The sequence below is a fragment of the Bradyrhizobium sp. UFLA05-125 genome (genome assembly GCF_059803515.1).
In genome coordinates this window covers 69,065-75,119 of record NZ_JBANBJ010000044.1, presented here as the reverse complement: position 1 = coordinate 75,119, position 6,055 = coordinate 69,065, and the positions used below count along the sequence as shown (strand labels likewise).

Annotated in this window: 6 protein-coding genes; 2 read left to right on the top strand and 4 right to left on the bottom strand. The window is 62.9% G+C overall.

Features of this window, described 5'->3' with window-relative positions; translation table 11 throughout:
• Positions 1 to 199: 199 nt before the first annotated feature.
• Positions 200 to 2,725: a glycogen/starch/alpha-glucan phosphorylase gene (locus SO156_RS30235; RefSeq protein WP_498537312.1), complete on the bottom strand. Its 2,526-nt coding sequence runs from the start codon at positions 2,723 to 2,725 to the stop codon at positions 200 to 202.
• A gap of 239 nt (positions 2,726 to 2,964) precedes the next feature.
• Here SO156_RS30235 and SO156_RS30230 point away from each other — a divergent pair, with 239 nt between their 5' ends.
• On the top strand, positions 2,965 to 3,198 hold the full coding sequence (locus SO156_RS30230) for a hypothetical protein (protein WP_498537306.1): 234 nt from the start codon (positions 2,965 to 2,967) through the stop codon (positions 3,196 to 3,198).
• Between the two features lie 74 nt (positions 3,199 to 3,272).
• Here SO156_RS30230 and SO156_RS30225 read toward each other — a convergent pair whose 3' ends face one another.
• Positions 3,273 to 3,509, bottom strand: a complete 237-nt coding sequence (locus tag SO156_RS30225) for a hypothetical protein (protein ID WP_498537305.1) — start codon at positions 3,507 to 3,509, stop codon at positions 3,273 to 3,275.
• A gap of 302 nt (positions 3,510 to 3,811) precedes the next feature.
• Here SO156_RS30225 and SO156_RS30220 point away from each other — a divergent pair, with 302 nt between their 5' ends.
• Positions 3,812 to 4,243: a hypothetical protein gene (locus tag SO156_RS30220; protein WP_027520838.1), complete on the top strand. Its 432-nt coding sequence runs from the start codon at positions 3,812 to 3,814 to the stop codon at positions 4,241 to 4,243.
• Positions 4,244 to 4,365: 122 nt separating this feature from the next.
• Here the strand turns inward: SO156_RS30220 and SO156_RS30215 are convergent, their stop codons facing one another.
• On the bottom strand, positions 4,366 to 5,133 hold the full coding sequence (locus tag SO156_RS30215) for a DUF2865 domain-containing protein (protein WP_458149910.1): 768 nt from the start codon (positions 5,131 to 5,133) through the stop codon (positions 4,366 to 4,368).
• Positions 5,134 to 5,344: 211 nt separating this feature from the next.
• Positions 5,345 to 5,908 carry an orotate phosphoribosyltransferase gene (gene pyrE / locus SO156_RS30210; protein ID WP_458149911.1) on the bottom strand — a complete coding sequence of 188 codons (564 nt, stop codon included), beginning with the start codon at positions 5,906 to 5,908 and terminating at the stop codon, positions 5,345 to 5,347.
• Between the last annotated feature and the right edge of the window lie 147 nt (positions 5,909 to 6,055).

The following is a 6,055-nucleotide window of genomic DNA, read 5'->3' as shown; positions in this document are numbered from 1 at the left end:
ACACCAAAGGGATTTGCCGAGGCCCAGACCCAAACCATTCGATCACCGAATTAGTGAACTTGCACAGCAATGACGAGCGTTGGGCCGGGGGGGACCACCACTGAAAGCGCCCCCCCCGAGATGATGATGGTCATATCATCATCGTCAGGGAATTATGCAATGACCTCGCGGGTAACCCAGATTTCGCGCTGCGGAAAAATCAGCCCGTCGCGCCGCGCTGATCCTCTGCTTCCTGAAAGGCGGGCGTCGTCGGATGCACCGGAACGTTCCAGATCTCCTCGGCATATTCGCGGATGGTGCGGTCGGAAGAGAACCATGCCATGCGCGCGACGTTGAGGATGGAGGCCCGTGTCCAGGCCGGCGCCATCTGCCAGCGCGCGTCGATGCTGCGTTGCGTCTCGTAGTAGGATTCGAAGTCGGCGCTGACCATGTAGTGGTCGAGATAGCGCAGCGCGTGCGCGATGGATTCGAAGCGGCTGGCCTCGCCGGGCGAAAACTCGCCGCCACCGATCGAATTGATGGCGCGCGAGAGCTGCGGGGATTTGCGGATCACGTCTGCGGCATCCAGGCCCTGCTTGCGCCGGATCATCACGTCGCCGGCCTCCATGCCGAAGATCGCGATGTTCTCCGCGCCGACCTGGTCGCGGATCTCGATATTGGCGCCGTCGAGGGTGCCGATCGTGATGGCTCCGTTCAGCGCCAGCTTCATGTTGCCGGTGCCGGAGGCTTCCATGCCGGCGGTCGAGATCTGCTCGGAGAGATCGGCCGCGGGAATGATCACCTCGGCGAGGCTGACATTATAGTCGGGCAGGAAGGCGACCTTGAGCTTGCCGCCGATCGCAGGATCGTTGTTGACGACCTCGGCGACGTCGTTGATCAGCTTGATGATCAGCTTGGCGTAGCGGTAGCTCGCCGCCGCCTTGCCGGCAAAAATCTTCACACGCGGCACCCAGTTGCCGTCGGGATTGTCCTTGATCGCCTGGTACAGCGCGACCGTCTCGATGATGTTGAGGAGCTGGCGCTTGTACTCGTGGATACGCTTGATCTGCACGTCAAACAGCGCGCTCGGGTCGACCTTGATGCCGAGTCGCTCGCCGATCACGCGCGCGAGCGCCGTCTTGTTGTGACGCTTGACGCTGCGGAATTTTTGCTGGAACGCGACGTCGCTGGCGCGCGCTTCCAGGAGCGTCAGTTGCGTGGGATCGTCGAGCACGGCCTCGCCGCAAGCCTCGCGCAAGAGATCCGTGAGCTTCGGGTTCGCCAGCATCAGCCAGCGGCGGAAGGTGATGCCGTTGGTCTTGTTGGTGATGCGGCCGGGATAGAGATGGTTGAGATCGTGAAACACGGTCTCGCGCATCAGGTCCGAATGCATCGCCGAGACGCCGTTGATGCGGTGCGAGCCGACGAAGGCGAGCTGGCCCATGCGCACGCGGCGGCCGCTCTTCTCGTCGATCAGCGAGACCGAGGCGCGGAAATCGATGTCGCCGGGGCAGCGCGCTTCGGCCAGCGCGAGGTGCTGGACGTTGATGCGGTAAATGATCTCGAGATGCCGCGGCAATAGCCGCTCGAACAGCTCGACGGGCCAGGTTTCCAGCGCTTCCGGCAGCAGCGTGTGGTTGGTGTAGGAGAGCGTGGCGACGGTGATCTTCCATGCCTCGTCCCAGCGGAAATTGTGCAGGTCTATCAGGATCCGCATCAACTCGGTCACGGCAAGGGACGGATGAGTGTCGTTGAGCTGCACCGCGACCTTCATGGACAGGCTGCGCAACTGTCCGTCTGCGGAGAGATGCCGCTTGACGAGATCCTGGAGCGAGGCCGAGACGAAGAAATATTCCTGGCGAAGGCGCAGCTCGCGGCCCGCCGGGCTCTCGTCATTCGGATAGAGGAACTTGCAGATCGCTTCCGCCCGCGCCTGCTCGGACGATGCGCTGACATAGTCACCCGAATTGAACACGTCGAGCTTCAGCGGATCGGGCGAGCGCGCCGACCATAGCCGTAGCGCGTTGACGTGCTGGCCCCGCCAGCCGACGATCGGCGTATCATAGGCGATCGCCTGCACGGTCTCGGCCGGATGCCAGATCGAGCGGTCGCGGCCCCTGTCGTCGACATGCTCGACTCCGCCGCCGAAATGGACGTGATAGACGACTTCCGGCCGTTGCAATTCCCAGGGGTTGCCGAAGCTCAGCCATTCGTCCGGATATTCCTGCTGCCAGCCCTGATTGATGATCTGGCGGAACAGGCCGTAATCGTAACGGATGCCGTAGCCGATCGCGGGGATCGACAGCGTCGCCATGCTCTCCATGAAGCAGGCCGCGAGCCGGCCCAAGCCGCCATTGCCGAGCGCGGCATCCGGCTCGCATTTGCGCAGCTCTGGGAGCGAGACGCCGAGATCGCCGAGTGCGACCTCGAAGATATTGAGCAATCCCATGTTGTTCAGCGCGTCGGTGAAGAGACGGCCGATCAGGAATTCGAGCGAGAGGTAGTAGACGCGCTTGCGGCCGGCATCGTAGCTGCGCTTTTCAGCGCTGAGCCAGCGATGCACGATGCGGTCGCGCAGCGCGAGAGCTGCGGCCTGGTACCAGTCGTGCCTGGTCGCCATGCCCGCGTCCTTGCCTATGGCAAGGCGCAGCTTTGCCAGGATCGCACCCTTGATCTCCGTCAGCGCCAGCTCGTCGATGGGCTGACCGGCTGCGGGAAAATTCGGCTGGAACGATTGCTCTTGCAAAACAGTCACTTCCTGGTCTCGGGACACACAACAAAGTTTACGCGCCAAATCGTGCGCGGCAAAACCTTACGCGGCTCGTCGCGGGAGCGGAACCGTGCCGCCGCAACCGTGCACTGCGCCGGCGTCAATTTATGCAAGGAATGGGCCGCTTTGGGAACCCGGTCGCGCACGGAGAGGCCCGGATTTTCGTGCTAGAGTGGTGAAGGATTCAGCCCTTGGTGTGGAGGGAGGATAGGTCCATGAGACTGCTGATCGAAATCGCCACGGCCGCCTTGCTCGTCATCTGCATCACCGCCTCCAGCGCTGCCTTTGCCGCCGACAGGATCGGCCGCAGCGCCGATGGCCTGAGCTGTGCGTTCTCCCTGCCGCAAAACGCCACGCCCGCCGCGCGCTGCGCCGCCATCAAGCATCAGTGCGGCGGCAGGTTCTACGCGAATTATTGCGGCGACAGGATGCTGTCGGCGGCGAATTGAGCGGTTGAAAAGGAAGAAGCCGCCGACAGGGGCGGCCTCTGGGTCCTTTCCTGACTTACAGTCTTTCCCGCCGGCTATTTTTTCTGCTGCGCCAGCGCCCGGGCGACGCAAGCGTTGTACGCCTGCGTACTGCCGCCGGCGCCGTTGCGGCCGTATTCCCAGTGTCCGCTAACGGGATCGCAACGGCCGCCAATCTCGATCGCGCATTTTGATGGAATGTCCTTGCAGCCCTTGTCGGCGAGGGCCGCAGTCGTCCCAAGCACCGAAACCGCAAGTGCGACCGCTATCGCGGTCATCAAATTCGAAGTCATGGCAATTCTCCCCCAATCTGACCATGCTTGGCCAGTGATCGGGAGTATGCCGAAAGTTCCCGCAAGCTCAACGCGGATGCATCGCAGCAACGAAGGCAGCGTGGGATCGATCCTCAGCCTTTCCGAGGGGATGGAGTTCGCGCTCGGTTCGTGCTCTCCACCCTACGAAGGCTCTCGCCAGAACGATGCCGTGGAAGAGCGGGAACGAATTAAGAACACTTTAGCAAGTCTTTGATATACCATTATGATTCGGTGTTCCGTCGACACAATATCTAGCGTCTGTCCGATTTCGCGAGGACTACATGTCCACCATTGCCTTTGATCAATTCGCCCTCACCCGAATTGGCGACTTCGCGCGCTCGCTGTCGCGGCTGCATCAGGCGGCGCGGCGCTACGCGGTCGATGACGATCAGATCGACCGCGAGTTCAACGCGGTGTGCCAGTCGATCTGGGGTTACACCATCGACGATATCAGCGATGACCTGTTCTCGGCCGAGGACCATCTGTTCCTCGACACGCTCGATGAGGCGCAGGCGCGCATTTTCGCGGCCGAGCAGGGTTATGACCTCGTCGACGATGCGGGCATGCTGACGGACTGGTGGGGCTTTTGCTGGATGATCCTCGCCGAGAAGCGCGGATTGCTCACGCCGGAAAACCGTGCCGCGGCGCGCGCGGCGATCGAGGAGAAATATCTGGCAGCGCCGAACGTGATCGGCGTGATCATCGGACGGTGATGCTCTCGCTCCTCGTCCTGAGGAACCTGCGAAGCAGGCGTCTCGAAGGATGAAGGCCGAGATGCAACAGCCGGGCTTTCATGGTTCGAGACGCGCGTTCCGCGCTCCTCACCATGAGGGTCTCAGTTCAGCCCCGCGCGCCTACCCGATTTCTGCGTCGGCGACGACTTCGGCACCGTCACATCCGGCGGCGTCTCGCGCACGATCTCCGGCGGTGGCGCGTCCGCCGCTACCGTCTCGGCGCGCACCGGCGCAACCTTCATCTCGCCGAGGCGGGAGCGGACCTGTGCGGTGAGGCCGGGATAAGAGGCGACCGGCGTGAAGTCGGCGGCCTGGTCGTTGCCGAGGCGAACGCCGGTATAGGCGACGAGACCGTCACTCGTCGCGATCACGTCGCCGGCCTTCAGGGACGTATCTAGCGCCAAATCAACCGGCGCAAGTCCGACCGGCTCGCGGCCATTGCATGTGCAGTCCGCGCGCAGCGCCTTGCGGAAGGCGAATGCGTTCTCGCTGTCGGCATAACGCTCGCCAGTCTGCGAAGTGGCGCCGTCGATGCTGGAGCCGAAATAGATCCTCGTCGTTGTGGCAGGACAGAACGCCTGACACATCTGCGCCGGCGAGGCCACGCCGCGCATCAGTGGAAAATACTTGCCGTCGCAGGTGCGCACGCAGAACGCCGGACCGGAACCGCCGGAGGCCGCACGCGTGGGCGAATCCTGGGCGGGCCCATTCGGCTGTGCTGCCGCGAAGGGATCGATATAGGAACTCGACTGCGGCGCGCTGCGCTGCGGACGCTGGAGTGCGTTGAAGAAGAAGTCGAACAGGCCCTCGGCGGACACGGGTGCTGGCGCCACGAGAAGCGGCGCGGCAACAGTTGTGGCCACAAGCATTGCGCGTTGCGGCCAACGCACATTGGAAAAATCTGTACGCAAGGCCCACTCCACCGGACGCAACGAACCCCACCGAGTGCAACGTGTCTCAGCGCTGATTCACCATAGTGCCGGATAGTAAATGAGCGGTGACCGTGGCGGTTGTTGGATCGAATCGCGTCAAGGCCGGGGTTAAGCCCAGGCGAGACAATGGATAGAGCCTTGCTGTGTCTCAGCTCTTCAAAAATTCCGATGCCTTGTAGAGCGAGCGGAATGGCAGGCCGGCTTGGCCGAAGGTATCGTTGGCGCCTTCCTCGCGGTCGACCATGGTCAGCACCAGCACCACATTGGCGCCGGCCTCGCGGACGGATTCCACGGCCTTCATCGCCGAGCCGCCGGTAGTGGTGACGTCCTCGACGATCACGACGCGCTTGCCGTCCAGCGTCTCGCCCTTGGCAAGACCTTCGACTGCCAGCTTCGCGCCGTGCTCCTTCGGCTTCTTGCGCACGAAGAAGGCCGCGATCGGATGACCCTTGATCCAGGAAATCTGCGCGAGCGCGCCCGCCAGCGGCACCGCGCCCATCTCCAGCCCGCCGATGAAATCGAGCTGGTCGTCCTTCAGCGCCTCATAGGTGAGCTCGGCAAGCAATGTCGCCCCTTCGGGGTCGAGCATGGTCGGCTTCAGGTTGAAATAGAAATCGCTCTTGCGGCCCGACGCGAGAGTCACCTCGCCGCGGCCGAAGGAGCGCCGGCGGATGATTTCGAACAAGCGGGCGCGGGAGGCTGATTTCGACACGACGGTCCCTCTGGGGCACTTTTGGAGGAGGCGGAATTTATCCGTCACAGGGCCGACATGCCAGAGGGGGATGGGCCCGCAAAACCACCGTCAACAGGGCATCGTCCGCGCCGTTTGGACAGCCACCATGCCGGACCGCTGGTTGTA

Excerpts from the sequence above, each read along its gene's own strand:
- SO156_RS30230 (WP_498537306.1), top strand. The coding sequence starts at position 2,965 with ATGAGACTGCTGATCGAAATCGCCACGGCCGCCTTGCTCGTCATCTGC.
- SO156_RS30225 (WP_498537305.1), bottom strand. The coding sequence starts at position 3,509 with ATGACTTCGAATTTGATGACCGCGATAGCGGTCGCACTTGCGGTTTCG.
- SO156_RS30220 (WP_027520838.1), top strand. The coding sequence starts at position 3,812 with ATGTCCACCATTGCCTTTGATCAATTCGCCCTCACCCGAATTGGCGAC.
- SO156_RS30215 (WP_458149910.1), bottom strand. The coding sequence starts at position 5,133 with ATGCTTGTGGCCACAACTGTTGCCGCGCCGCTTCTCGTGGCGCCAGCA.